We start from the raw sequence: 25,520 nt of genomic DNA, 5'->3' as shown, positions 1-25,520 counted from the left end.
GAACACCACCAATGGCAAAGCAGAGAATCGATCGTCGAGCCCTGTTGCGTGGGCTCGCCGGCTCCACGGTCGCGGTCGGCGCGGCCAGCCTCGCCGGAGCCCTTCCCGCCTCCGCCGCTGGCGGCCCGGGCCGGCTGATCCCCCAGGGGCACATGGGCATCCAGCTCTACAGCGTCCGCGACAAGGTCACCCAGTTCGGGTTCGCGTACGTCTTCGACGAGCTGTCCCGGATCGGCTACCGGGAGGTCGAGTTCGCCGGCTACACGCAGGGCGACGTCGGCACCATCACCCCGCAGCAGATCCGCAAGCTGCTCGACGACAACGGGCTCAAGGCGGCCGGCAGCCACCGCGGCCTGGGCGACTTCCGCGCGAACCTGGAGCAGGAGCTGGACATCGCCGAGACCCTCGGCATGCCCGCCCTCGGCACCGCCCAGGCGCCCACCGGCGACCGCACCATCAGCGGCTACCAGAAGGCGGCGGCGGAGTTCAACACCTGGGGCGCCGCCGCGGCAGCCCGAGGCATCAAGCTCTACCAGCACAATCACACCATCGAGTTCAGCTTCGCGACCGACCGTCCCGACGTGCGGCTCTACGACCTGTTCCTGGAGCTCACCGACCCGCGCTACGTGTACCTGGAGATGGACATCCTGTGGGCGTACGGCGGCGCCCGTAAGTACCCGGGCTTCCGGCCGGTCGACTACGTCAACGCCAACCCGCACCGCTACCCGCTGTTCCACGTCAAGGACGGCGTCCCGCTGCCCGACCCGCAGCAGGGCAACTCCTACCTCGACGTGGAGTTCGGCGCCGGTGTCATTCCGTTCACCGAGTTCTTCGGTGAGCTGAAGAACCGTGGCCGGTTCGAGTACCTGTGGGAGCAGGACACCGGGCCGAGCGCCCAGCCCAACCCGCCCGGTTCGCTGGGGGCCGCGGCGCGCAGCTACCGCCGGATGCGCAACCTGCGGGGGACCAAGTGACCGCCCCCGCCTGGCGGCTGACCGAGGACGGGCCGGCTCCCGAGACCGGACCGGCACGCCCCGCCCGCTCCGGCTCCACCACGCGCCGGATGTTCGTCGTCGCCGCGATCGTGGTGGTGACCCTCCTCGGCGCGGGCGGCTTCGCGGTCGCGGGCGGGGCCGCCGCCCTGCTTCCCGAACGGCCCGAGGGCTGCGCCAGCCCGGACCGCAGCATCAAGCTGTACGCGGTGGAACTGCCCCGGGACGGCAACCAGATCCGGCTCGGCTACGGCCTCACCCCCGAGACGGCCTCCTACCCCGGCCCGACGATGGAGATGACCGAGGGGGAGTGCCTCGCCATCACCCTGTACAACCAGGTGCCCGTGGCGACCCTGGAGGCGCTGCGCACCGACCCGACCCACCCGCTGGGCGTGTCGCTGCACGCGCACGGCGTGAAGTACACCCAACTGTCCGACGGAACGGCGCAGAGCTTCTCGTACGTGCCGCCCGGCCAGTCGCGCACCTACACCTGGTTCGCGCAGAAGCGCAACCGCACCACCGGAACCCCGGGCACCGCCGGCTACTGGTGGTACCACGACCACGTGGTGGGCGGCCCGCACGGCACCAAGGGCCTCGGCGCCGGACTCTTCGGCGGCCTGGTCGTGCGGCGAGCGGGCGACCCGAAGCCCGATCGGACCTACACGACCGTCTTCGGTGACCAGCAGAGCATCAACCTGCGCCGGGGCGCGGCCACCGACACCTGCGACTACGCCAACCCGCAACCGGGTCCCACCTGCCTTGTCGCCAAGAAGGGGGAGCGGGTCGAGTTCATCGTCGTCGGCATGGGCAATGACATGCACACCTTCCACGTGCACGGACACTCCTGGGCGGACACCCGGACCGGGACGGTGAGCGGGACCAACGCCGAAGTCGACCAGGTCCCGATCATCGACAACAAGACGCTCGGGCCGGGTGACTCGTTCGGTGTGCAGATCATCGCCGGCGAGTCGGTCGGTCCCGGCCACTGGATGCTGCACTGCCACATGCAGTTCCACTCCGACGCGGGCATGTCCACAACGCTGCACGTCCTGGACGAGAACGGAAACATGCCGCCCGGTGGCGGCCACGACCACGCCGCCGCCCCGGCCGGCGCCACGGACGCAGAGCCGGCCGTCGCCGGAGCGCACCAGCACAAGTGACCGTCGGCGGTCGCCCTCCTCGGCGGCCGCACCCCACCTGCCGAAGGGAAGCGGTGGCCGCGGATCCACCCCCGGATCAGCGGCCACCACCCCCGGCAACCTTCGTCATCCCAGGTCCGTTTCAACCTGAGAAGGAGTCGAGATGGCTAACCCACGCCATTCCCGGATCTCCCCCTGGCACAGACGATTCCGGTTCGAACCGATCGGAACTCGCCCTGATCCCGTCGCGGCCGCGCCTCGCCGCGCCGGTCTGCCCCGTCGCCTCTTCGCCCTGGCCGCCGGCACCGTGCTGGCGCTCGGCACGCTCGCCGTACCCGCCAGCGCCGCCGCCCCGGCCCCGGCGGTGGACGCCGCGCCGGTGCGGGTGCTGGTCTTCCACGGTTTGGCCGCCGAGCAGGACGACCCGGTCGACGGTGCCGCCACGGCGATCAAGAAACTGGGCCGGCAACACGGCTTCACCGTCGACATCTCCGCCGACCCGGCCGTGTTCACCTTCGCCAACCTGGCCCGCTACCGCGGCGTGGTGTTCCTGTCCGCCGACGGGGTGACGCTCAACGACACCCAGGAGGCGGCCTTCCAGGCGTACGTCAAGGGCGGCGGCGGTTTCGTCGGCGTGCACGACGCGGCGCGCGCCCAACCGCAGTCCTCCTGGTTCACCGGCCTGATCGGTACCCGCCCGGCGGCCGGCCTGCCCAACGCCGAGCGGCCCGTCTCGGCCACCGCCAGTGGGGAGAACCCGCCGAACGAGACCGCGGCGCACGCGATCGACGGGTCGACCAGCAGCAAGTGGCTCGCCCGCACGACCACCGGCTGGCTGGCGGCGAAGCTCGCGGAGCCGGTGGTGGTGAGCCGGTACGCGCTCACCTCGGCCAACGACTCGCCGGGCCGGGACCCGAAGAACTGGACCCTGCAGGGTTCCCAGGACGGCAGCACCTGGACCGACCTGGACACCCGCAGCAACGAGACCTTCGCGCAGCGGTTCCAGACCAACCAGTACAGCTTCACCAACACCACTGCCTACCAGCACTACCGGCTCAACATCACCGCGAACAGCGGGGAGCCCCTGCTCCAGCTGGCCGAGCTGTGGCTGATCGGCCCGGACGCCGGGCCGCCGCCGGACAGCACCGTGCAGCAGGCCGTGGTCGACTTCACCGACCGGCAGCACCCGGCCAACAAGGGGATGCCGCTGACCACGAAGCGGTCCGACCAGTGGATCAACTGGGACCCCAGCCCGGTCGGCAGGGTGCACACGGTCGCGCAGGTCGAGGAGGGCACCTACGACGCCGGGCTGAGCGGCAACGGCACCTTCCACCCGATCTCCTGGTGCCAGGACTACGACGGCGGCCGGTCGTTCTACACCGGCATGGGCCGTACCGCGGAGAGCTGGAGCTCCGACACCCAGTTCCAGTCGCACCTGGCCGGCGCCATCAAGTGGACCACCGGCATGGTTCGTGGGGACTGCCAGGCGACCATCGCCGCGAACTACCGCATCGACCGGCTGACCGCGCCCAACCAGCAGGGTCAGCTCGACCAGGTCGGTGAGCCGCACGGGCTGACCGTCGCCGAGGACGGCACGGTCTTCTACATCGGCAAGGCCGCCTGCCCGAGCGGACCGGTCGTGAGCTGGGACGACCCGAAGGTCGGCCTCGGTTGCGGCACGATCCACCAGTGGGACCCGGAGACCAAGCAGGTCAAGCTGCTCACCACGCTGCCCGTGATGGGCAACCGGGGCAGTGGCAGCGAGCTGGTGAAGAACGAGGAGGGCCTGGTCGGCATCACCCTGGACCCGAAGTTCGCCGAGAACGGCTGGATCTACGCCTACTGGATGCCGCACGAGTCGATCGACCGGGACAAGCGGATCGGCAAGCGAACGGTCTCCCGATTCACCTACGACGCGGCGAATCAGACCCTCGACCAGGGCACCCGTAAGGACTTGCTCTCCTGGGACACCCAGATCCACAGCTGCTGCCACGCCGGTGGCGGCATGACCTTCGACGAGTCCGGCAACCTCTACATCGGCTCCGGCGACAGCAACTCCTCCGGCGGCTCCGACGGCTACTCCGGCAACAACTGGACGCAGGAGTACCAGGGTGTCTCGTTCCAGGACGCCCGGCGTACCTCCGGCAACACCAACGACCTCAACGGCAAGATCCTGCGGATCCACCCGGAGGCCGACGGCACGTACACCATCCCGGCGGGCAACCTGTTCACCGGACAGGAGGAGGGCGGCGGCAAGACCCGTCCGGAGATCTACGTGATGGGGGTCCGCAACATCGCGCGGATCGCCTGGGACCCGGTCAACGACTGGCTGACCGCCGCGTGGGTCGGCCCGGACGCCGGCGCCCCCAGCCCGGAACTGGGCCCGGCGAAGTACGACACGGCGACCATCATCACCTCCGCCGGCAACCAGGGCTGGCCGTACTGCATGGGCAACCGGCAGCCCTACCGGGACCGCAGCAACACCGACGCCACCGTCCTGACCGGCTGGTACGACTGCGACAACCTGAAGAACACGTCGCCGCGCAACACCGGTCTGGTGGACATCCCGCCGGCCCGGGACAACATGATCTGGTTCTCGCCCCAGGGTGGCGGCCCGGTCTACCCGGAGCGGACCGACGGCAGCGGCCTGCCGACCTACAAGCTCGGCGACGAGACCTTCACCGAGCCGTACCTCAAGGGCGGCGGTCAGGCCATCATGGACGGCCCGACCTACCAGGTGGAGAAGGTCGATACCACCAGCGGCGTCGCGTGGCCGGCGTACTGGGACAACAAATGGTTCATCGGCGACCAGTCCAACGCCAACAACCGGATCGCGGTGACCGTCGACCCGAAGACGGTCAAGGACGCCGGCCGGCCGGCCTTCGCCGAGGACCTGCGCTCCATCATCCGCTCCGGCACCGGCGCCAACCAGCTCCAGTCCTGGATGGACGCCAAGTTCGGCCCGGACGGCGCGTTGTACATGCTCGACTACGCCGGCGGGTTCTTCAGCCTGCACCCCAACCAGAAGCTGATCCGGATCGCCTACACCGGCGGGCCGGCGACGCCGAACCCGAGTGACGCCGGCGTGCGCGCCGTCGCGCAGAGCGACCCGACGATGATCCAGTTCTCCAGCGCCAAGGTCGGCGGCGTGGCCTGGGAGTGGAACTTCGGCGACGGCAGCGCGAAGTCGCAGGAGGCCAACCCCACCCACCGGTACGCCGGCTACGGCTCCTACCAGGTCACCCTCAAGGTGACCTACGCCAACGGCGAGGTGGCGACCACGGTCCTGCCGGTCAGCGTCGGCTGTGCCACGCCGGACACCCGGTCCACCGTGCGCATGCTCGACACCGACACCGGAGTGGCCAACTACGCGGTCGGCGGTGGCTGCACGGTCAACGACCTGATCGACGACGAGCGTGAGTGGGCCGACCACCGGGAGTTCGTCCGGCACGTCGAGGACGTGGTCACGCGGCTGCGCGCCGCCGGTGAGATCGACAAGCAGGACGGGAACCGACTGAACCGCGCGGCCAGGGAGTCGACGGTCGGCACGATCCCGGGCTACCGTCCGATCTTCGACGGCACCGCGCAGTCCCTGGCCGACTGGCGGCAGGCGCCCAGCGGGTCGTTCGCGCTGCGTAGCGACGGCTCGATCCGCAGCTCCGGTGGCCTGGGCATGCTCTGGTACGCCGGGAGCGAGTTCGGCGACTTCTCTCTGCGGATGAGGTTCCGGGACGTCTCCACCGGCAGCACGTACGCCAACGGCGGTGTCTTCACCCGGTTCCCGGACCCGCGGACGCCGGTCGACCAGCGGCCCGAGTGCGGCAAGGTCGGCTCGGCCGCGGGCTCACCGGCCTGGGTGGCGATCTACTGCGGTCACGAGATCCAGATCTACGACGGACCGACCGGTGAGTCGCAGAAGACCGGTTCGATCTACAACTTCGACCCGAACACGATGGACCAGGCTCGGGTCACCCCTAAGGGCCAGTGGAACGACTACGAGGTCCGGGTGGTGGGGCAGCACTACACGATCATCCGGAACGGCGTGGTGATCAACGAGTTCGACAACACGCCGGGCAAGGCGTCGTCCCGCGCCGGTGACCCGCCCACGGACCTGCGCCAGTTCCTCAGCGGGTTCGTCGGGTTGCAGAACCACGGCACCAACGACCTGATCGAGATCCGCGACGTGAGGGTCCGCGAGCTGTAACCGAGATGGCGTGCCGGGTACGGAGGACCCACCCTCCGTGCCCGGCATCGCCGTGTTCGGGCTCGATGAGGCGCGCGGCGGCGGTCAGGCCTTGCGGGGCGTACGCCGATTGCCGAACGACTCCATGGTGGTCGCCTTCTTCGCCGGCGCCCTGGTGGCGGAGGTGGTGCGGGCCCGGGCCGGCGCGGCCTTCTTCGCAGCCGCCTTCTTCGCCGCGGCCCTGGTGGCCGGCGCCTTCTTGGGCGGGGCGTTCTTCGCGGCCGCCGCCTTCGCCGTGGGCCGGCGGGTCGGCGTGGCGGTGGTGGCGGAGGTGTCCTTCTTGCGGGCGACGCGGGTGGTCGTCGACGTGGGCTTCCCGCCGGGGGCCTTGGCCGCGCTCGCGCCGGTGGCTCGCTTCGTCGCGGCGGCGACCTTCTTCGCCGCCGCCTTGCGGCTCATCGGAGCCTTCTTCGCCCCGGTGGCCTTGCGGGCCCCGGTCGGCCGGCTGCCCGCCGGGACGGCGCTCCTGCCTGCGGTCATCCTCGCTCCTCCTCCGGTCTGTCCCGGTACCGCCAGCACCGCGGAGACCACGGCGTGGCGGGTCGCGTGGGCCGGGTCTTCCCCCGACCTGGTCCGGCAAACGCCCAAGGCTGCCCAGGCGGGCCGGAGTGCGTGGATCGCCGGGGCAGAAGGTTAAGCAATAACTTGACTATTGGGTCGCCCTCTGGAAACTTAAGGGAGTGCCTAACCATCAGGGGTCGCTCGACCGGGTCTTCCACGCGCTGGCCGACCCGTCCCGCCGCGACATCGTGCAGCGGTTGGTCCGAGGACCGGCCTCGGTCAGCGAACTGGCCCGTCCGCTGGAGATGTCCCTGCCGGCGGTGCTCCAACACCTCCAGGTGCTGGAGAGCAGTGGCCTGGTCGTCTCCGAGAAGGTCGGCCGGGTGCGGACCTGTCGGATCGAGTCCGCCGTGCTCCGCACGGCCGAAGGCTGGCTCACCGCGCAGCGCACCGACTGGGAGCGGCGGCTGGACCGCCTCGACGACGTCGTGGCCAGGCACGCCACCGAGGAGTTGACAACAGGAGGAGAGGACCGACGATGACGGATGCAGCGATCGTCCACTCGACGTTCAACCTGGAGCGGCACTACGCCGCTCCGCCCGACACGGTCTTTGCCGCCTGGGCCGACCCGGCCGTCAAGGCCCGATGGTTCGCCGGCCCGGCCGCCGAGCACGAGCTCGACTTCCGGGTCGGCGGCCGGGAGCGGGCGGGCGGCCGGCACGACGGCAAGCTGCTCAGCTTCGAGTCCCGCTACCACGACATCGTCCCCGGCCAGCGGATCGTGTGCAGCTCCACGCTCGCGGCCGACGGCACCGTGGTCACCGTCTCGGTCACCACGGTGGAGTTCACCGCCGACGGCGACGGCACCCGGCTGTCCCTGACCGAGCAGGGCACCTACCTGGACGGCTACGAGCAGCCGGCCTGGCGCCAACAGGGCACCGGCAGCCAGCTCGACGCCCTCGCCGCCGAGTTGACCGCGGCGGCCACGGCCTGACGCCGTCCAAGCGGGTCGGGGCGTACCCCCCGCGCCGGGCGCTTCCGCCGCCCGGAGCAGCGCAACCGCGCCGGCGGGCCGGTCAGCTCGCTGCGCCGGTGGCCGCCACCAGCTGGCGGGTGAGCCACAACGGCGAGGTGATCGCGTTGCCCAGCACCACGGCGTGGGCGCCCGCCGCGAAGGCCTGGCGGATCTGCTCCGCGTCCCGGTACCGGCCCTCGGCGATCACCGGCACCGGGACCGTGGCGGCGAGCCGGTCGACCAGGGCCAGGTCCGGCCCGTCGGAGCGCGGGCTGGTCGCGGTGTAGCCGGAGAGCGTGGTGGCGACCGCGTCCGCGCCGGCCTCGACGGCGGCGACGCCCTCGGCCACGGTGGCGACGTCGGCGAGGACCAGGGCCGCCGTCCGGTCGCGGAGCGCGCGGACCGTGTCGGCGAAGCTCCGACCGTCCGGCCGGGGCCGGTGAGTGGCGTCCACCGCCACGATCTCGGCCCCGGCCAGGGCCACCTCGACCGCGTGCGCCGCCGTCGGGGTGATGAAGACGCCGGCGCTGCCGTGCTTGTGGAGCCCGATCACCGGCACCTCGACGGCGGCGCGGATCGCCCGGATGTCGGCCGGTCCGTTGGCCCGGACCGCCACCGCCCCGCCGCGCACCACCGCGGCGGCCACCCGGGCCTGGACGTACGGGTCCCGCATCGGGTCGTCCGGGTCGTCGGGCAGCGGCTGGCAGGAGACCACCAGCCCGCCGGCCAGTTCGTCGAGCACACTCACCGCTGCCATTCCCTTCCTGGTGCCGGATTGCCGGCCTCCGTTGCCGTCACGCCTGTCCGGCCATCGCGAGCCGGGCGGCCCCGACCGCGACCGCCCGCTCGCCGAGCGCGGCCGGCCGCAGGGGCACCTCGGCCCAGGCCGGCGGCAGGTCCGCGGCAAAGGCGGTGAGCGCGGCGGGCAGCAGGGCGCCGGCCGCGCCACCGGCCAGCAGCACCGCCGCCGGGTCCAGCAGGGCTACCAGGCCGGCGAGGGTGCGGCCGAGCACGCCGCCCGCCCGCTCGACCACCTGGCTGGCCACCGGGTCGCCCGCCGCCGCGCGCTCGGCCACCGCCCGCCCGCTGACCCGTACGCCGGTCTCGGCGGTGTAGGCCGCGGCCAGGCCGCTGCCGGACGCGATCCCCTCCAGATGCCCGTACCGGCCGCAGCCGCAGCGCAGCCGCTCGGCGCCCGGTGCCGGAAGGTGGGCCACCTCGCCGGCGGCGCCCCGGGCGCCGGTCTCGATCCGGCCGTCCCGCAGGACCGCGCCGCCCAGGCCGGTGCCGACCGCGACGAGCAGCAGGTGACCGCTGCCCCGACCGGCACCGACCCAACACTCGCCGAGCGCGGCCGCGTTCACGTCGTTGGTGACCCGGACCGGTCGTCCGAGCCGGTCGGCCAGCGCGTCGGCGACCGGCGTGCCGGACCAACCCGGCAGGCTGTCGGTCGCGTACCGGATGACACCGGTCGCCGGGTCGACCGTGCCCGCCGTGCCGACCCCGACCGGTCCGGCGCCGGCCGCCGGGAGCAGCTCCGCGGCGAGCCGCGCGGCGGTGTCCAGCACCGCCACCGGCCCGGATTGGGCGGGGGTGGGCGCCCGACGGTGGTCGAGCACCTCGCCGGCCGGGCCGACCAGCGCGGCGACCGTCTTGGTGCCACCGATGTCGAGCCCGACCAGGGGAGTCGCTCCGGTCATCCCTTGAGGCCGGTGTGCGCCAGGCCCTCGACGAACTGCTTCTGGGCGATGACGAAGACGATCAGCACCGGCAGCGCGGTCATCGACGCCGCAGCCAGCTGGACGTTCCACATCGGCCCGCCGTAGGCGTCGACGAACTGGGTGAGGGCCTGGGGCAGGGTGAACTTCTCCGGTGAGGAGAGGAAAACGATCGGCTCCAGATAGAGGTTCCAGCTGTGCAGAAAGGTGAAGATGGCGACCGCGCCCAGGGCGGGCCGGGACAGCGGCAGGGCGATCTTCCAGAAGGTGGCGAACCGGCCGAGACCGTCGACCCGGGCCGCCTCCTCCAACTCGCCGGGGAGGCTGATGAAGAACTGCCGCATGATGAACGTCGCCAGCACGCTCGGAGCGCCGAGGATCGGCACCAGGATCAGCGGCCAGTGGGTGTCGACCAGATTGAGCTTGAAGAACATCTGGAACAGCGGCACGATCGTCACCTCGCTCGGGATGAGCAGGCCGGCGAGGACGACCAGGAACAGCACGTTCTGGCCGCGGAACCGGATCCGGGCGAAGGCGTAGCCGGAGAGCGCGGACACCGCCAGCGTGCCGACGGTGACCACCAGCGCGATGTAGAGGCTGTTCAGGTACTGCCGGCCGAACGGCTGCAACTCGAACACCCGCTGGTACGCGTCGAAGCGTGGGCTCACCGGAAGGAGTTGCGGGGGGAAGGCGAAGATGTCCGACACCGGCTTGAGCGACGAGGTGACCATCCACCAGGTCGGGAAGACGAACGGGATCGCCAGCACCAGCAGCACCCCGTAGAGCACCAGCTTGGTCCGGGGCGACAGGTCACGATTCATGGAAGACCCACCTCTTGCGCATCTGCCACTGCAGCACGGTGAGCGCGAGGACGATGCCGAAGAGCACGATCGACAGGGTCGCGCCGTAGCCGAAGTGATGGAACTGGAAGGCCTGCTGGTACAGGTAGTAGACGAGCACCGTGGTGGAGGTGCCCGGGCCGCCCTGGGTGAGCACCGCGATCTGCGCGAAGACCTGCAGCGAGCCGACCACCGTGATGATCGAGGTGAGCAGGATCGTGGGGCTGATCAGCGGCACGGTGATCCGCCAGAACTGGCGCATCCGGCTCGCCCCGTCCACCTCGGCGGCCTCGTACAGCTCCGCCGGAACGCCCTGCAGGGCGGCCAGGAACAGCACCATGTTCAGGCCGACGTTCTTGAACACCTGCACGACGATCACCGAGAGCATGGCACTGCCCTCGCCGCGCAGCCAGTTCGGGCCGTCCACGCCGACGGTGTCGAGCAGCCCGTTGAGGCCGCCGTTGTCCTGCAGCAGGAACCCCCACACGATGGTCCAGGCCACCAGGGAGACGACCACGGGAGAGAAGAAGAGGGTGCGGAAGACGATGGTGCCGCGCAGCTTCTGGTTGAGCAGTACGGCGAGCAGCAGCGCCAGGCCGAGGTTGAGCACCACCAGGCCCACGGAGAAGAGCCCGGTGGCCCGTAGCACCGGACCGAGGTTGGGATCGTCGGCGAGGGCGGCGTAGTTGTCGGCGCCCACGAAGTCGAACGTGCCGGCGAGCACGTTCCACTCGTGCAGGCTGTACCAGACAACCAGCAGCAGCGGCAGGATCACGAAGAGCACGCTGCCGAGCAGTTGCGGCGCGATGAAGAGGTAGCCGGTGAGCTGGTCGCGGCGGCGGCTGGTCCAGTAGGGCCGTCGCCCGTCGCCCAGGGTGGGCGGGGCCTCGACCCCGCCCACCCTGGTGTCCGTCTGGGACATGATCCGACTGCCCTACTTCGCCAGCAGCGGCTGGATCTTGGCGCAGACGCCGTCCAGGACGGCCTTCACATCCGCGTCCGCCTTCCACAGCGGGTCGAGGCTGGCGCGCACCTGCTGGCTCAGCTCGGCCTGCCCGGCGTGGCTCGGCTTCACCACGCCGCTGGTGATGCCGTCGACGACCACCTTCTGCAACTGCTCGGGCTTGAGCTTCGGGTTCGTCTTGCCCAGGGTCTCCGCGGTCAGCTGGGACTGCCGCGGCGGCGGGAAGAACTGGGCGAGCTTCGCCGAGTTGGTGGGGTTGGTGAGGAAGGCGAGGAAGTCGGCCGCCGCGTCCGCGTGCGGGCTCTTCTTCAGCACACCGATGCCGGCCTGGCCGACCACCGCGTAGGGGCCCTTCGGCCCGGCCGGCAGCGGGACCAGGTCCCAGGCGAAGCCGTCGTCCTTCAACAGCGAGGCGCGGGAGATCTGGGTGATGGTCATGGCCGCGTCACCGGCGAAGAAGTCCGCGGTGGTGCCCGGCCCGGGCAGCGCCTTGTCGGTGAAGATCGCCCTGTGCAGGGTGGTCATCGCCTCGACCATCTCCGGGGCGGCGAAGCCGCAGGACTTGCCGTCCTCGCTCCACGCCTGAGCACCCCAGCCGGTCCAGAAGGTGGAGAGGTTGTCCCAGCCCTTGTAGTCGAAGTCCCGGATCACCAGGCCCGCCTTGCCGGTCGCACGCTGCGTGCCGCCGGCCGCGGCGAGCGCAGCGTCCCAGGTCCACTGCCCTGCGGCGATCAGCTCCGCAGGCGTCTTCTGCCCGGCCTTCTTGAGCAGGTCGGTGTTGACGAAGACGCCGAACGGTGAGGTGGAGAAGGGGTACGCGTAGAGCTTGCCGCCGTCCTGCCAGAGCTTCAGCGTGGCGGGGGAGAGGTCCTCGTACTGGTAACCCTCGGCCTTCTTGAGCGTGTCGTCGAGCGGGAGCAGCGCGCCGGAGCTCACGAAGTCGGGGGCCGAGTTCTCGAACACCCAGGCCAGGTCGGGGGCGTTACCGCCGGCGATCTGAGTGGTCAGCGTCGTGGTGTAGTTCTCGAAGGGCAGCGGGTCGAACTTGATGGCGCTGACGTCCGGGTGGTTCTTGCGGTACTCGTCGGCGATCTCGTTGAGCAGCTTGAGGTGCGCCTCGTTGGCCGACCACACCGTCATCCGGAGGCTGGCCGGGCCGTCGTCGCCGGCCTGGTCACCACCACCACAGGCGGACAGCGCAAGGACACCGGCCAGCGCCGCGGCGGTGAGCCGCAGGCTCTTTCCTGGTTTCACAATCATCTCCTCACCGGGGGTTCAGTAGCCCGCGATCGCCGGCCAGCGCAGCTCCACGCCGGCCGACGAGATGCGGTCCTGGAAGTCGGCCAGCAGGCGGGGGGTGCTGCGGACCGCGCGCGGGGACTCGCCTCGCGCCAGACAGAAGTCGGCGAGCAGCCCGGCGACCTCGCCGACGTTCCACTCGACGGGGTGCAGCCGGTAGCTGCCGTTGGTGATGTGCGTGGTGCCGATGTTCTTACCGGCCGGCAGCAGGTTCTCCACCCGCTGCGGGATCAGCGCGCCGAGCGGGATCTCGAACGGGCAGGAGCCGACGTCGATGTAGTTGTCGCCGCCGGTGGACGGGTGCAGGTCGATGCGGTACATCCCGACCCCGACCGCGTCCGGGTAGTGCACGGCGCCGTGCTCGCCGCGTACGTCCAGGGAGAGGTCCTGCTCCGCCACCGTGTACTCGGCGCGGATGCGGCGTGATTCCCGGATGTACGGCGCCTGGGCCAGACCGTCCCGGCTGCCGGTGAGGTCGCCGCGCAACCGCAGCCCCGGGAACCCGGTGCCGCCGTCCGGGCGGGGCGCCTCGGTCTGCAGCCAGTAGAGGACCGAGTAGGAGAGCTCACGCGCCTTGGCCAGGTGCCAGGACGCGTTCGGCACGTCGATGACCGGGCCCTCGAAGTAGTCGATCATCGGCCAGTTGACCAGGGTGATGTCGCTGCCGTACGTCCCGGCGGTGAAGTTGCGCCGGGCGGCGATCCGGCGGAACGTCCACAGGTTGCCGTCTCCGGGGCTGAGCCGCTGGTCGGCGTTGACGGTCAGCGGGTCGTCGTCGGGGTTGGGGGTGAAGCTGCGTTCGACGATCTCCAGGGTGCGCGGGTGCGGGGATCGCCAGGAGAGCAGGCGGTCGCCCCAGAAGTCCGGCTTGTAGTCGCGCCAGAAGTCGTAGCCGGCCGGGCGGTCGATGGTGTGGTCGCCGTCGACGTGGTCGATGGCGAAGCAGACCGAGACCGCCTGCATGTTCATCGGCTGCGCCTCGGTCGGCGCGCTGGGTTCGCCGGTCTGGGCCTGCGACTCGAACCCGGTGACGTACTCGGTGCCGGAGAGCGGCAGCAGGTCGCCGGCCTCGGTGGCGTCCAGCACGTAGGGCGCGGTGAGGTCGATCCGCTCGTCCCGGTCGCGGTGCGCCACGGTGACCCCGACGACCCGGTCCCCGTCGGTCGCCACCGCGACCGGCCGGTACGGCTGCAGCACGGTGAGCCGGCCGGACCCGCGGTACGGCGCGAGCATCTCCTCGAGGACGGCGACCGCGACCCGGGGCTCGTGGCAGAGTCGGCTGACCCAGCCGGCGCCGGGGTTGAGGTCGGTCCAGGCGCGGGACCGCTCGGTGAGCGGGTAGTGCCGTCGGTAGTAGTCCCGGATCCCGTTGCGCAGGGCCCGGTAGCTCGCGGTGGCACCGAACTGCTCGATCCAGGAGTGCTCGTCCGGTGGGACGGCCTGGCTGGTGAGCTGCCCGCCGAGCCAGTCGAACTCCTCGGTCAGGATGACGGACCGGCCGGCGCGGGCAGCGGCGAGAGCCGCCGCGACGCCGCCCAGCCCGCCACCGATGACGAGGACGTCCGCACGCATCTGTACCACTTGCTTCCTTCCAGTTGCGCGATCGCCGCTCAGCGGCGGCCGACCGCCGGTCCGGGGGCGCCGAGGGTGTCCCCCTCGACGAGTTCACAGGGCAGCAGTCGCTGTTGGAGCCCACTGGCGCTGCCGTCGATCACGTTGGCCAGCACCTCGACCGCCTGCCGGCCCATCTCCTCGCGCGGAATCCGGAAGCCGGTGAAGGCCAGGTCCGTCGGGACGGGGACGGTCGGGTCGCCCAGGGTCAGCAGCGACAGGTCGCCGGGCACGGTCAACCCGCGTCGCCGGGCGGCCAGCTCCAGCGCGACCGCGGTGGCGAAGTCCTCGGCGAAGGCGACGGTGCTCTCGTCGGCGAGCAGATCGTCGAGGACCGCGTCGGCGTCCTCGGCGGTGGCCGGCCGGTGGCGGGCGCTCTCCGCGGCGGTCGCCGCCACGACGTACCCGCGGTGCCGGTCCTGCGACGACTCGGCGGTGGTGCCCATGCTCAGGTAGGTCAGCCGGCGGTGGCCGCGGGCGAGGGCCAGCTCGACCAGTTGGCCGACGGCGCTGCCGTAGTCGGCCCCGACGTACGGCACCGGACCCCCGGCGTCGTCGCGACGGCCGACCGCCACGTACGGGTAGCCGTCCCGATTGAGTCGGTGCAGCTCCGCGCCGTCGATCTCCCGGCCGAGCAGGATGCACCCGTCGGCCAGGCGCAGCCGGTTGTCCTGATGGAAGATCCGCCGTCGGCCGTCGACCACCGGAGCGCTGGTGAAGAGCAGCAGGTCGCAGCCGACCCGCTCGGCGTACTCCTCGATGCCGAGCAGGAACGGGTGGAAGAAGTCCCGGCTGCCGCTCGGAAAGGCAGGCTCGTAGGTGAAGACGCCGATGATCCGGTTGAAGCGCGCGGCGAGGCGGCGGGCGACCGGGTCGGCGGCGTAACCCGTCTCGGCGATCGCCCGCAACACGCGGTCCCGGGTCTCCGGGGCGATGCGCACATCGGCGTCTGCCCGGTTGTTGAGCACCAGGGACACCGTCGCCTGGCTGACACCGGCCAGCCGTGCGATATCACGCTGAGTGACTCGTCGGGGAGTAGCGGTCACGGGGGATCCTTCCGGCGGCGCTAATACGCATTAGCGCTCGGTGTAGGGAGGAGCTTGGCCGCCGGTCCCGGCCTGTGTCAAGAGGGTGAACTGAGATTTCGCCGAGATGAACGCCCGGGAGTAATGCGTATTAGCCGTAACGCCGCCCGGCTGCTCGACCGTTCGGCGATTCGTCGGCACCGTCCTCCCGGGTGCTCTTGACAGGCGCCGCCGGCGGCGAGCAACATTCGATTAACACCTTTGCTAATACGTATTAGCGCCCCGGCCCGGTACCGATCGTCGGGCGCTCACCGCTGCGTCCGTCACCGAATGTCACCGCAGCGGTGGCCGTTCGCCAGCCGAACCAGCCCGGAACGTCCACTGTCGCCGGCAGGACACCAAGCCGCACGGACCGGCCGGCGCGAGCAACACCCGGCCGTTCGCCCCCGGCCGGGCCCGTCCCGAGAACAGGAAGACGTATGACGAGAACACCTGTCTCACCGCCCCGCCGCATCGGCGCGGCGGTCGGCGCCGGTCTGCTGATCGCCGCCGTGGCCGGCACGCCCGCCACCGCGGACCAGGCCGAGATCGACTTCCCCCGGTTCAGCTACGTGGGCACCGCGTTCGACAAGGCCGCCCTCGCCTACAACCCGACCAACGAGTTCATCTTCCCGAGCGTCATCCGGGCCGCGGACTACTTCCCCGACCCGCTCGGCACCTACTACCTGTACTACGCCCCCCACGAGCGGCCCGGCGGAATCTCCCTGGCCTACGCCGACTCGATCGACGGCCCGTGGACCGAGTACGCGGCCAACCCGTTGGTCAGCAACACCTGGCTACCGCACTACTCGACGGTCAGCCACGTCTCCTCGCCACACGCTGTCTGGGTCGAGGGCGAGGGCAAGCTCTTCCTCTACTTCCACGGCGAGAACTCGATCACGCGCTACGCCACCTCCGCGGACGGCATCCACTTCGACTACGGCGGCACCGCGGTGAGCCGGGACGCCACCACCGGTGGGGAGACCTCCTACGCCCGGGTCTTCGAGCAGTCGGTGCCGCGGCTGGGCAGCCGGTACCTGATGGTCTTCATGGACAACCCGACGGCGGCGCTGCCCGGGCCGACCGGTCCGGTGTCCCGGCGGATCCGCTGGGCGGTGTCCCCGGACGCACGGACCTGGACGATCCAGCCGGAGCCGCTGATCACCCCGCAGGGCAGCGAGGGCCCGAACGCGTCGGGCCCGTTCTTCCTGCGCTGGCAGGACCGCAACCTGGTGATCTTCCATGCAGCCGACGGCAACATGCACGCCGTGGACGTCGGGGAGAACTTCGACCAGGAGATCCACCTCGGCGTCGTGCACGACTCGATGAACGTCGCCCCGGACCTGGGCAGGTCGGCCGCGCCGACGTTCTACTTCGACGGCCGCACCGCGCACATGTACTACGAGGCCGGCGGCCGGCTCACCGCGACGATCGGGCACGCGGTGGCCGCCCTGCCCGAGCCGCTGCCGACCCGACAGCTGGACTGCGCGGTGGACCGGCCGGTCCTGTGGCCGCCGAACCACAAACTCGTCGACGTGACGGTGACCGCTGACCTCCCGGACGGGGTGCTCGGGCCGCGCGCGTTCGCCCTGACCGGGGTCACCGGTGGCGACGCCGCGGACGTTCGGGGCTTCACCGTCGGCACCGCCGACCTCGGTGGTCAGCTTCGCGCCGAACGGTCCGGTGGCGGGGAGCGGGTCTACACCCTGACCTACGCCGGGCACGACGAGATCGGCCGTCCGGTCGGCTGCACGGTGACCGTCACCGTGCCGCACGACCAGGGCAACGACTGATCGACCGGCCCGCGGCACCCCGGTGTCGCCTGGCCCTGCCGCGGTCCCGAGCACCCCGACCGGCGTGGTCGGGACCGCGGCCTGCCGGAACCCGGGGCCCTGAGCCAACCCGTTCGGCTTATTCGGTTGCCGAGCCGGAAGCTGGGCTGGTCGACTGGGTGGGTCACCGCGAACCGACCGGAGAGGTAACCGAGATGCGCGCTGCGTTCATGTCCAACCAGCTGGGAATGCTCATCTACCCGAAGGACATGACGCTTCGTGAAAACCTTGAATGTCGGGATCCTCGCGCATGTTGACGCCGGCAAGACCAGCCTGACCGAGCGCCTGCTGCACGACGTCGGCGTCATCGACGAGATCGGCAGTGTGGACGACGGCACCACCCGGACCGACTCCCTGGCGCTGGAGCGGCAACGCGGCATCACCATCCGCTCCGCCGTCGCTTCCTTCGTCGTCGACGGGGTGACGGTCAACCTCATCGACACCCCGGGCCACCCGGACTTCATCGCCGAGGTGGAACGCGTCCTCGACCTGCTCGACGGCGTCGTGCTCGTGGTGTCCGCGGTCGAGGGTGTGCAGGCGCAGACCCGGGTGCTGATGCGTACGCTGCGTCGCCTGCGGCTGCCGACCCTGATCTTCATCAACAAGATCGACCGGACCGGTGCCGAGCCCGAGCGGGTGCTGCGCGACATCGCCGCGCGGCTGACCCCGGCGGTGGTGGCCACCGGTGCCGTGCACGCGGCCGGCAGCGCGGTGGCCCGCTTCGTTGCGCATCCTGACGCCGACCCGGAATTCATCCGACGGCTGCTCGACCTGCTCAGCGCCGGCGACGACGGGCTGCTGGCCGAGTACGTCGCGCACGAAGGCCGACTGACCGGCCGACGGTTGCGCGGCGCGCTCGCCACGCAGAGCCGACAGGCGGCGGTACACCCGGTTTTCGCCGGCTCCGCGATCACCGGCGCGGGCGTGGGTTCGCTGATCGGCGGGCTGACCGAGCTGCTGCCCGCGGCCGAACCGGACGCGGAGGGCCCGACGTCCGGCACGGTCTTCAAGGTGGAACGGAGCCCGTCCGGCGAGAAGATCGCCTACGTCCGGCTCTTCGCCGGGACGGTCCGGATCCGGGACCGGCTGCCCGTCGCAGCCGGGCGGATCGCCACCGTGACCGGGATCGAGGTCTTCGACCGTGGGTCGACCGTACGCGCCGACGCGGTGACCGCCGGCCGGATCGCGCTGCTGCACGGTCTCGGGGATGTCCGGATCGGTGACCCGGTCGGGCTGGCCCGCGCCGGCGTCGGCGTCCGGCACTTCGCCCTGCCCAGCCTGGAGACCGTGGTGGTGCCGGCGTGCGGTGCCAGCCAGATGGCCCTGTACGCCGCGCTCAGCGAGCTGGCCGAGCAGGATCCACTGATCAACGTGCGGCGCGACGCGGTGCGGCGGGACGTCACCGTCTCGCTCTACGGGGAGGTCCAGAAGGAGGTGCTCCAGGCGACGCTCGCCGACGAGTACGGCCTGGCGGTCGACTTCCGGGAGACGACGACCGTGTTCGTCGAACGGCTTGCCGGCACCGGCGGTGCGGTCGAGCTGATCGGGGTGGCGCCCAACCCGTTCCTGGCCACCGTGGGGCTGCGGGTGGCGCCGGGAGAGACCGGCGGCGGGATCCAGTTCCGGCTCGGCGTGGAGCGTGGCTCGATGCCGCCAGCGTTCTTCACCGCCGTCGAGGAGACCGTGCGCGAGACCCTGGGCCAGGGGCTGTACGGCTGGCAGGTCCTCGACTGCGTCGTCACGATGACCCACGCCGGCTACTGGGCCCGGCAGAGCCACTCCCACGGCACCTTCGACAAGAGCATGTCCAGCACGGCCGGGGACTTCCGCAACCTCACCCCACTGGTGCTGATCGCGGCGCTCAGATGCGCCGGCACCCGGGTGCAGGAGCCGGTGCACCGGTTCCGGCTGGAGGCGCCGGCCGACGTGCTCAGCGTCCTGCTGTCGACGTTGGCCCGACTGGACGCCGAGCCGCACACCACCACGGCGCAGGGGCAGGCGTACGTCGTCGAGGGGTTGGTCCCGGCGCGGCGGGTGCGTGCCGTGGAGCGCCGGCTGCCGACGCTGACCCGCGGTGAGGGGATCTTCGAGTCGGCCTTCGACCACCACCGTCCGGTCCGCGGCGAGCCGCCCATCCGGGCGCGGTGGGACCAGAACCCGACCGACCGCAAGGAGTACCTGCTGGCCGTCAACCGCCGGGTGCCGCGCCGCAGCGACCGGTGAGATCCCGGGCGCCGGTACCCAGGCACGCCCCTGCCTGGGCACCGGCACCGTCGAGCAGCGGCGCTGCCGGCGCACTCAGGCCAGGTCGAGCTGCACCGTGGCGATCTCCCAGGCACGTAGCGGCAGCCGGACCAGGCCGTCGGCGTCGACGGTCAGTCGGTCGCCCGGCTGGCCGAGCAGGTCGGCCCGGCACGCGCCGCGTACCGGCCGGCCCGCCCCGAGCACCGCGGTGGTGGCGTCGGGAGTCTCGGCCACCATCCGCACCTCGATCCGGCCGTTCCGGTCCCGGACGCTGGTCAGCACGACGCCCGGCCCGGTCACCGCCAGCCCGGTGACCGGAACCGGCGGGGCGACGGATTCCTCGGCCGTGCCGGGAAAGGCCAGCAGCTCGTGCCGGTAGCGCTCGGTCGCCTCGGTCACGCCCCCGGTGTGCCAGTCGCCGCGGAAGGGCAGCACCGCCAGCTCCACGCTGCGCTGGCCGCGGCACTGCGCCTGCGGGATGGGCAGCTGCGGGCCGGCGGGCTCGTCGCGCAGTGCATGCACGTTGCGCGACAGCATCCCGATCGACCGCAGCACGGTGACGGCCAACTCCCGCCCGGAGTCGGTCAGCTCGTACTCGGTGGGTTGGTTGAGCAGCACCGCCAGCGACCCCGCCGGCCCGCCGGCGGCGACGAACCCGGACGCCGGGAACGTCGGCAGCGGCACCTCACCGCCGCCCCCCTCCGCGGTCAGCCCGCGCTCCACCACCGCGAACTGCCCCTCGGCGAAGGAGGCGGAGGCCGGGGCCGGCAACGGCAGATGCAGCCGCAGACGATGGTCGTCGCAGCGGTTGTCGAACTCGACCCGGAGCCGGACGAACGGCTCGCCGGTGCGCAGCTCGACCCGCGTGGTCACCACGATCGCCTCCCGGTCGACCGACCGGGATCCCGCGTCCACGTCGGCTGCCACCGGCCAGCGGTACTCCCGGACCACGTCGAGGACGGCGACCAGCGGCCCCCGGTGGCGCGGCACGACCCGCACCGCGCGGGGCTTGTCGACCAGCTCGTCCACGGCCGGCGGGGCGTAGTTGTAGCTGTCACCCACGTCGCCGCCGTCGACCAGCCGACCCACCCCGTCCACGGTCGTTCCGTCCGGAGTGGACAGGCGCAGCGTGCCGTCCTCGGCCACGTCGACCCGGAGCAGCTGGTTGTCCAGGCTCCGGTCGCCGACTGTCGCCACCGGCGCCGGCCCGGCCGGCCCACCGGCAGCGCCGGTCACCGGTCGCACCGCGGCGTGACCGAGCGCGGGGACCTCGACCAACGCCGCGACGGTCAGCCGGGGCGCGGCGACGATCCGCACCCGCCACCGGTCCGGCTGCCCGGCGTCGGCGAGCGCCAGCCGGACGTCCTCCACGTCGAAGGCGGGGTCGCCGTGTCGGGCCAGCTCGAAGGTGAGGGTGGCGTCGGCCGCCGACACCGACCACCGGCGGACCTCCTGACCGTAGAGTTCCCGGCCGTGCACCCGGGTGAGCACGGCGGGCAGGCCGCCGGCCGGCACCACCTCGTCGGCGAGCAGCGTACGGGCCCGATCCAGGACCTGGGCGGGCACTTCGCGCCCGTCCGGCCCGGCCAGCGCGACGGCGTCGGCGGGCGCCTCGACGTCGAGCTGCACCAGCGCCGTTCGGGGGGTCGGGCTGGGGTTGAAGATCAGGTAGCCGTCGCGGGGTACGGCGGCGCTGAGCCGGGTGCCGACCAGGTCGCAGACCGCCCGGCCGAGCTGGTCGGCCTCGGCGAGGCGGGCGGCCACCTGCTCGGCGGTCTCGTCGCAGCCGCACCCGGTCACCGAGTCGTGGCAGCTCGCGTCGATCAGCCGCGTCCACGCCATGTCCAGGAACCGCTGGACGGACGGGTCGTGCCAGAGCGCGGCGAGCGGCTCGGCGTACCGCTCGACCCGGCGTTCGGCGCGGCCCATCGCCTGCTTGAGGTGGGCGCGCACCGAGATGACGCCGGGCAGGATGTTGGCCCGGGCGTGCGAACGCAGCTCCCCGCGCACCACGGGCAGGCCCTCGACGGTGCTCGGCTGGGTGGCGAAGTACTCGGCGAGGGTGCCGAGGCGCAGCCGCACGCCGTCGACGTCCGCCGCGGCGAGCAGGTCGGGAGCGTTCGGGGCGGGCGCGGCGTGGTCGGTGCCGTACATGGCGAGGATCGGAGACGCTCCGCCGTCGGGACGCCACCCGGTCAGTCGGGCGGCCAGGTCGGTGGCACGGCGGGTGACCAGGGCGGCGTCGTCCATCAGCCCGGCCGCGTTGCCGTATCCGCCGGGCAGGTACTCGGTGCGGACGCTGGTGCCGTCCGGCGCCTGCCAGGCGAAGGCGTGGGTGCGCACCTGCTGCGGGACGCCGCGGAACACGCAGGCGTGGACCAGACCGGCCCGGACCAGGAGCTGCGGCATCTGGGCGATGTGGCCGAACATGTCGGGCAGGTAGCCGACCGGCATCGCGCCACCCAGGTCGGCGCTGCGGGCCAGGCCCCGCTCGAGGTTGCGGATGATGTTCTCGCCGGAGCAGAGAAACTCGTCGAGCAGGATCTGCCACGGACCGACCGCGAGCCGGCCGGCGCGCACCAGGGCGATCACCTGCTCGCGCCGCTCCGGGCGGACCTCCAGGTAGTCGTCGACCGCGGCGAGCTGGCCGTCCAGGGTGAAGCGCTGCCGGTCGTCGCGCGCCATCCGCTCGAACACCTCGTCGAGCAGGGCCACTAGCCGCAGCCGGAACCGCTGGAAAGGCTCGTACCACTCCCGGTCCCAGTGGGTGTGCGGCACCACGATGATCTCGGTCGGTCGCGTCATCCGCTCGCCGCCTCTCCGCTGATCGCCGCACCGGTCAGCTGACCGTAGCGGCGCACCACCTGCTGACTGGTCCGTACGTCGGCGGCGCCCTCGGCGAGCCCGCTCAGGGGCGCGACCCCGGCGGTGACCATCGCGTGGAAGGCGACCAATTCCTGCTCGAACGCCTCGGTGACGGACCGGAACACGGCCCGCCGCTCGCCGTCGCCGTGTGCGTCCACCACGGTCAGCGTGGTGGGCGCGTTGAGCAGGTACGGCGACGGGAAGGCCAGTTCCAGCGAGCCGTGGGAGTGGTGCAGGGTCACCGTCTCGCGGTAGGCCGGGTAGTCGGGCAGGTTGAGCCACCGGATGCCGTAGCGGGCCCCGCCCGGCAGTGTTCCGCTGACCTCCACCGACGGTTCGACCGGCAGGTCCGGGACCGCCGACCAGGTCGCGACGTGCTCCACCGTGGCCGGTGGGCCGGTCAGCAGCCGCAGCAGCGACAGGTCGTGGCAGACGCTGTTGATCAGGATCTGGTAGAGGGTGCGCGCGCCGGCGTCACCGCCGACCGCCGCGTCGAGCAGCGCCGAGTCGGCCGTGCGCAGCCGGGCCGCCTCGGTCGACGGCACGTCGCCGGGCGCCGGCGGCAGGTTGGCGAAGGCGAGCTGTCGCTCGCCGCCGGAGTGCAGGACGGTCACCTCCACCGCGTGCACCCGCTGCGCGCCGCCGAGCCCGTCGAGCAGCCGGGCGGCCTCGGCGACCGCCGGGTCGTACTGCTTCATGTAGCCGACCATCAGCGCCGACGCCCCGCCGCTCAGCTCCGCCAGCCGGTCCGCCTCGGCGAGGGTGTAGGCCAGTGGCTTCTCGCAGAGCACCGGCAGGCCGGCGCGCAGGGCCTGCGCGGCGAGTTCGCCGTGCGAACCGGAGGTCGCCAGCAGCACCGCGTCGTACCCGCCGTCGGCCAGCATCGCCTCGGCGTCGGTGTACCGGCGGCCCGGCTCGACGCCGTACCGGCCGCCCAGCTCGGCCACCCGGCCGGGGGAGAGGTCGCCGAGGGCGACGATCTCGAACAGGTCGGCGCGGCGTTGCAGCAGCGGCAGGTGCACCGTGCGGGCGATGATGCCGAGCCCGGCCACCGCGATCCGGATCCGCTTGCCCGGCTCGGTCATCGCAGCGCCGCTTCGAGCCAGCGCCGGTTGGCGCTCTGGTCGGCCACGGTGCGGTCGAGGTCGCGCCCCTGTGCGGGGGCGTCCTGTTCGATGACCAGCCAACCGGTGTAGCCGATCGCGTCGAGCCCGGCGAACACCCCGGCGAAGTCGACGTCGCCGGCGCCGAGCGGGCAGAACCCGCCGGCGGCCACCATGTCGGCCAGGCCGCCGCCGGCCGCCCGGACCCGCTCGTGGATGGCCAGGTCGGCGTCCTTCAGGTGCACCTGGCCGATTCGTCCGGCCCACCGGCGGGCCGCCGCGACCGGGTCGCCGCCGGCCAGCAGCAGGTGCCCGGTGTCCAGGCAGACCGCGATGTCGGTGAGTTCGAGCAGCCGGTCGGCCTCGGCCTCGGTCTCCACGTCGGTGCCGAGGTGGTAGTGGAACACCGGCTCCAGGCCGCGGTCGCGGCAGCGGTCGGCGGCCTGCTGCACGCGGGCGGCGAAGTCCGGCCAGGCGCTCGCCGGCAGCGCCGAGGTCAGGTCGGTCGGGATGCCGGGTCGGGCCATCCGGGCCGGATTGCCCGGGCAGGCGAGGGTGGGCCGGGGTGCGAAGCGCGGGTCGTCGACTCCTACGGCGGTGAACGCGTCGAGCGCCGCGTCGAGCTGGGCAAGGTCGGCGGCGAACCCGTCCGCGTCGCCGTAGCGCAGGTCGATCCAGCCGCCGGCGAGACCGAGGCCGGCCGTCCGCATCCGGTGGGTCAGTTCCTCGCCGGTGCCGAGGTAGCCGATCGGCCCGGAGTCGATCCCGTCGTAGCCGTCCCGGGCCAGCGCGCCGAGCAGGTCGTCCGGGCCCAGCTCTCTGTCGTCCGGCTGGTAGATGCCGTGGTTGACCGGTGCGCCGGCCACCCTGGTTCGTCCGGTCAGCTGCACAGTGCGATCACCTCCATGCGGTGGGATTCCAGGACGTGCAGGCCGTCGCCGGCGGGGAGCCGGCATCGGTCGCCGTGGACCACGCGGTGGCTGCCGTCGGGGTAGCCGAGCAGCGCGCCGTCCGCGTCGAGCGCCAGCAGCTCGTCACCGAGGCGCAGCAGCAGCGGCCCATCGGGGTCGGCGGAGACGGCGGTACGACCGGCGCGCAGCGCGTCGAGCACAGCCGACCCGGTCGGCCGGTCGTCGTCGACCAGCAGCCAGGTGGTGGGCGAGCCGGGCGCGGCGTCGTCGCCGGGGCGGTGGTAGTCGCTGCCGCCGATCGGTACGACGTCCGGTCGCCACGCCCGGGCCCAGGCCAGCGGGGCGCCCCAGGTGCGGTCCCACCAGCCGGAGTGCCAGATCTCGGCGAGTCGGGTGGGGGTGCGCAGCGGTTGCCGCCAGGCGCAGTCGCCGCCGAGCGGGTGGTTGACCGACATCAGCCCACCGCCCCGGTCGGCGGTGGCCGCCCACTCGTCCGGTGGTTGGCGGAAGTCGACCCAGCCGACCGGGCCGAAGACGTTGGCGTGGCCCCGGTCGGTGGTCACCTCCTGGCCGGGCACCAGGGTGATCTCGTAGCGGGCCGACGCGGCGGGCAGCCACGGGTGGTGGCTGACGGTGTTGTGGTCGGTGACGGCGAGGAAGTCCAGGCCGCGACCGGCGGCCAGGGCGGCCAGCTCGTCGATCGTGCTCGCGCCGTCGCTGTGCACGGTGTGCGCGTGCAGGTCACCGGCGAGCCAGCGGCGGCCGTCCACCTGCGGCAGGCTCCGGCGGCGCGGGCGCTGCGGGCGGGGTGGGGCCGGCGGCACGGTGGGCTCGGGCGGCGCGCTGGCGCTGGTGGTGGCGGTGACCTCGTAGCTGAGCCCGTCGGGCGGGATGCGGTGCAGCCGGAGCAGCACCTGCCACTCGCCGGGCTCCAGCTCGCCGGGCAGGTAGCCGGGGGTGGCCCAGTCGGCGGCCACCGTGTAGCTGTCGCGGGCGCCCCCGGACCAGCCACGGAAGCCGGCCGGCCCGACACAGCCCAGGTCGAGCACCCCGGCCTGCCGGGGATAGTCGAGGCGTACGGTGAGCGCGGCGGTGCCGGGCGCCACGGTGACCGGCAGGGTGCGCAGCACGCTCTCGGCGCGGTCCGTCAGCGTCCAGCGGCCCCGGTGCGCCACCATCG

General features: G+C 72.3%; 19 protein-coding genes. 7 read left to right on the top strand and 12 right to left on the bottom strand.

Annotated features, from left to right (window positions below):
- Positions 1–11 precede the first annotated feature (11 nt).
- The 3 genes from AB0C04_RS17550 (at position 12) to AB0C04_RS17540 (ending at position 6,335) form a co-directional block, all read left to right on the top strand.
- Positions 12–974 (top strand): sugar phosphate isomerase/epimerase, encoded by a 963-nt coding sequence (locus tag AB0C04_RS17550; RefSeq protein WP_357055217.1) that lies wholly within the window; start codon positions 12–14, stop codon positions 972–974.
- On the top strand, positions 971–2,152 hold the full coding sequence (locus tag AB0C04_RS17545) for a multicopper oxidase domain-containing protein (RefSeq protein ID WP_357055214.1): 1,182 nt from the start codon (positions 971–973) through the stop codon (positions 2,150–2,152). The genes AB0C04_RS17550 and AB0C04_RS17545 overlap by 4 nt, the downstream gene beginning before the upstream one ends.
- Before the next feature lie 142 nt (positions 2,153–2,294).
- Positions 2,295–6,335, top strand: a complete 4,041-nt coding sequence (locus tag AB0C04_RS17540) for a ThuA domain-containing protein (RefSeq protein ID WP_357055211.1) — start codon at positions 2,295–2,297, stop codon at positions 6,333–6,335.
- 84 nt (positions 6,336–6,419) lie between these two features.
- Here the strand turns inward: AB0C04_RS17540 and AB0C04_RS17535 are convergent, their stop codons facing one another.
- On the bottom strand, positions 6,420–6,854 hold the full coding sequence (locus tag AB0C04_RS17535) for a hypothetical protein (protein ID WP_357055208.1): 435 nt from the start codon (positions 6,852–6,854) through the stop codon (positions 6,420–6,422).
- Positions 6,855–7,054: 200 nt separating this feature from the next.
- Here AB0C04_RS17535 and AB0C04_RS17530 point away from each other — a divergent pair, with 200 nt between their 5' ends.
- Both AB0C04_RS17530 and AB0C04_RS17525 read left to right on the top strand, forming a co-directional pair.
- On the top strand, positions 7,055–7,417 hold the full coding sequence (locus tag AB0C04_RS17530) for a metalloregulator ArsR/SmtB family transcription factor (RefSeq protein ID WP_357055204.1): 363 nt from the start codon (positions 7,055–7,057) through the stop codon (positions 7,415–7,417).
- Positions 7,414–7,869 (top strand): SRPBCC domain-containing protein, encoded by a 456-nt coding sequence (locus tag AB0C04_RS17525; RefSeq protein WP_357055201.1) that lies wholly within the window; start codon positions 7,414–7,416, stop codon positions 7,867–7,869. Before AB0C04_RS17530 ends, AB0C04_RS17525 begins: the two co-directional genes overlap by 4 nt.
- Before the next feature lie 82 nt (positions 7,870–7,951).
- Here the strand turns inward: AB0C04_RS17525 and AB0C04_RS17520 are convergent, their stop codons facing one another.
- Genes AB0C04_RS17520 through AB0C04_RS17490 form a run of 7 tightly spaced genes read right to left on the bottom strand, consistent with a single transcriptional unit; the run spans position 7,952 to position 15,367 of the window.
- Positions 7,952–8,647 (bottom strand): putative N-acetylmannosamine-6-phosphate 2-epimerase, encoded by a 696-nt coding sequence (locus tag AB0C04_RS17520; protein WP_357055198.1) that lies wholly within the window; start codon positions 8,645–8,647, stop codon positions 7,952–7,954.
- A gap of 37 nt (positions 8,648–8,684) precedes the next feature.
- Positions 8,685–9,590: an ROK family protein gene (locus AB0C04_RS17515; protein WP_357055195.1), complete on the bottom strand. Its 906-nt coding sequence runs from the start codon at positions 9,588–9,590 to the stop codon at positions 8,685–8,687.
- Positions 9,587–10,429 carry a carbohydrate ABC transporter permease gene (locus tag AB0C04_RS17510; RefSeq protein WP_357055192.1) on the bottom strand — a complete coding sequence of 281 codons (843 nt, stop codon included), beginning with the start codon at positions 10,427–10,429 and terminating at the stop codon, positions 9,587–9,589. The genes AB0C04_RS17515 and AB0C04_RS17510 overlap by 4 nt, the downstream gene beginning before the upstream one ends.
- Positions 10,419–11,369 carry a sugar ABC transporter permease gene (locus AB0C04_RS17505; protein ID WP_357055189.1) on the bottom strand — a complete coding sequence of 317 codons (951 nt, stop codon included), beginning with the start codon at positions 11,367–11,369 and terminating at the stop codon, positions 10,419–10,421. Before AB0C04_RS17505 ends, AB0C04_RS17510 begins: the two co-directional genes overlap by 11 nt.
- 12 nt (positions 11,370–11,381) lie before the next feature.
- Positions 11,382–12,671, bottom strand: coding sequence for a sugar ABC transporter substrate-binding protein (locus AB0C04_RS17500; protein ID WP_357055186.1), 1,290 nt, complete (start codon positions 12,669–12,671; stop codon positions 11,382–11,384).
- Positions 12,672–12,686: 15 nt separating this feature from the next.
- A complete protein-coding gene (locus AB0C04_RS17495) occupies positions 12,687–14,282 on the bottom strand; it encodes an FAD-dependent oxidoreductase (protein WP_357055182.1) in 1,596 nt (531 codons plus the stop codon).
- 38 nt (positions 14,283–14,320) lie between these two features.
- Positions 14,321–15,367 (bottom strand): LacI family DNA-binding transcriptional regulator, encoded by a 1,047-nt coding sequence (locus AB0C04_RS17490; protein ID WP_357055179.1) that lies wholly within the window; start codon positions 15,365–15,367, stop codon positions 14,321–14,323.
- Between the two features lie 458 nt (positions 15,368–15,825).
- On the opposite strand from AB0C04_RS17490, the gene AB0C04_RS17485 reads away from it, so the two are divergent.
- Both AB0C04_RS17485 and AB0C04_RS17480 read left to right on the top strand, forming a co-directional pair.
- On the top strand, positions 15,826–17,178 hold the full coding sequence (locus AB0C04_RS17485) for a hypothetical protein (RefSeq protein WP_357055176.1): 1,353 nt from the start codon (positions 15,826–15,828) through the stop codon (positions 17,176–17,178).
- 258 nt (positions 17,179–17,436) lie between these two features.
- Complete coding sequence (locus AB0C04_RS17480; RefSeq protein ID WP_357055173.1) at positions 17,437–19,440, top strand: translation factor GTPase family protein; 2,004 nt, start codon at positions 17,437–17,439, stop codon at positions 19,438–19,440.
- Between the two features lie 75 nt (positions 19,441–19,515).
- Here the strand turns inward: AB0C04_RS17480 and AB0C04_RS17475 are convergent, their stop codons facing one another.
- The 4 genes from AB0C04_RS17475 to AB0C04_RS17460 are packed head-to-tail and all read right to left on the bottom strand — an operon-like array spanning position 19,516 to position 25,518.
- Positions 19,516–22,266 carry a hypothetical protein gene (locus AB0C04_RS17475; protein WP_357055170.1) on the bottom strand — a complete coding sequence of 917 codons (2,751 nt, stop codon included), beginning with the start codon at positions 22,264–22,266 and terminating at the stop codon, positions 19,516–19,518.
- Complete coding sequence (locus AB0C04_RS17470; protein ID WP_357055167.1) at positions 22,263–23,411, bottom strand: Gfo/Idh/MocA family oxidoreductase; 1,149 nt, start codon at positions 23,409–23,411, stop codon at positions 22,263–22,265. Before AB0C04_RS17470 ends, AB0C04_RS17475 begins: the two co-directional genes overlap by 4 nt.
- On the bottom strand, positions 23,408–24,319 hold the full coding sequence (locus AB0C04_RS17465) for a sugar phosphate isomerase/epimerase (RefSeq protein WP_357055164.1): 912 nt from the start codon (positions 24,317–24,319) through the stop codon (positions 23,408–23,410). The genes AB0C04_RS17470 and AB0C04_RS17465 overlap by 4 nt, the downstream gene beginning before the upstream one ends.
- On the bottom strand, positions 24,310–25,518 hold the full coding sequence (locus AB0C04_RS17460; protein WP_357055161.1) for a CehA/McbA family metallohydrolase: 1,209 nt from the start codon (positions 25,516–25,518) through the stop codon (positions 24,310–24,312). The genes AB0C04_RS17465 and AB0C04_RS17460 overlap by 10 nt, the downstream gene beginning before the upstream one ends.
- Positions 25,519–25,520 lie beyond the last annotated feature (2 nt).

Source organism: Micromonospora sp. NPDC048909 (assembly GCF_040649635.1).
GTDB lineage: Bacteria > Actinomycetota > Actinomycetes > Mycobacteriales > Micromonosporaceae > Micromonospora.
Note: the sequence above shows the minus strand (reverse complement) of the source record. Positions and strands in the feature narration are given on the sequence as shown.